We start from the raw sequence: 262 nt of genomic DNA on the forward strand, positions 1-262 counted from the left end.
GCCTAGCCCAAGGTGTCATCGAACTGCTCCGCGAGCACCAACTAACCGTGTCCGGGGCCCGTATCACTGGGCTCATCGGCGCCGGCAACAACGGGGGAGACGGGCTCTGGGCCCTCAGCTTCCTCGCCCGACGGGGCGCCCACATCACCGCGATCTGTACCGCCGAGCGCGTCCACCCCGAAGGCGCAGCAGCCTTCCGCGCCGCCGGCGGACGGTTCCTCAGCGGCCCCGAAACCGCAGACTATGCCCGGGCCGATGTGGT

Annotated in this window: 1 protein-coding gene; it reads left to right on the forward strand. The window is 70.2% G+C overall.

Translation table 11 applies throughout. The annotated features are described in order from the left end of the window. Positions 1-262: NAD(P)H-hydrate epimerase (locus R0J87_RS21600; protein WP_498888864.1), on the forward strand; the 262-nt coding region annotated here is incomplete at both ends.

Origin of the sequence: Halomonas sp. SIMBA_159 (assembly GCF_046536035.1) — a bacterium.
GTDB classification, from domain to species: Bacteria; Pseudomonadota; Gammaproteobacteria; order Pseudomonadales; family Halomonadaceae; genus Vreelandella; species Vreelandella venusta_A.